The organism is Tautonia sp. JC769, assembly GCF_040717455.1.
Lineage (GTDB): Bacteria > Planctomycetota > Planctomycetia > Isosphaerales > Isosphaeraceae > Tautonia.
In genome coordinates, this window is sequence record NZ_JBFEFH010000078.1 from 1 (window position 1) to 442 (window position 442).

Genomic DNA, 442 nt, shown 5'->3' on the forward strand with positions numbered 1-442 from the left:
GCCTCCTGGAACGCATCGGCTGGCGTCGCAAGCAACTGACGATCGGCGGCCTGATGGTCGTTGTCGCGGTGATCGCGTGCCTCGTCAACTGGTTCCGACCGATCACCCAGACCGAGGCGGCGAGGATCGCCGAGAGGCGATTCTTGACGTTACCCGGGGCCACCCGCTGGGAGGGCCGATATCGTGTTCAGCCAAGGGATCTCGGTGATTGGTCTGTCCTGATCCTCGATTCTGGTACAGATGAAATGCTCGCCGTCGTCTGGGTTGATCGTGGAGGCGACGTGAAATCGGTAGGGGTCGGAGATGAATTGAGGCTCTCCCGGACAGGTGGCAATCGTAACGGTGGCACACCGGCGGACAAATCACAGTAAATAGCAACCTTTATCGGCCCGGCCGCCGCCTAACCTCGCGCTGCAGCGGACCCGGCCCGCCGCGGCGGCTT

At 62.7% G+C, this 442-nt stretch carries 1 protein-coding gene; it reads left to right on the forward strand.

The genetic code is table 11. The annotated features are described in order from the left end of the window. Positions 1-371: hypothetical protein (locus tag AB1L88_RS26950; protein ID WP_367099817.1), on the forward strand; the 371-nt coding region annotated here is incomplete at its 5' end. Positions 372-442 lie beyond the last annotated feature (71 nt).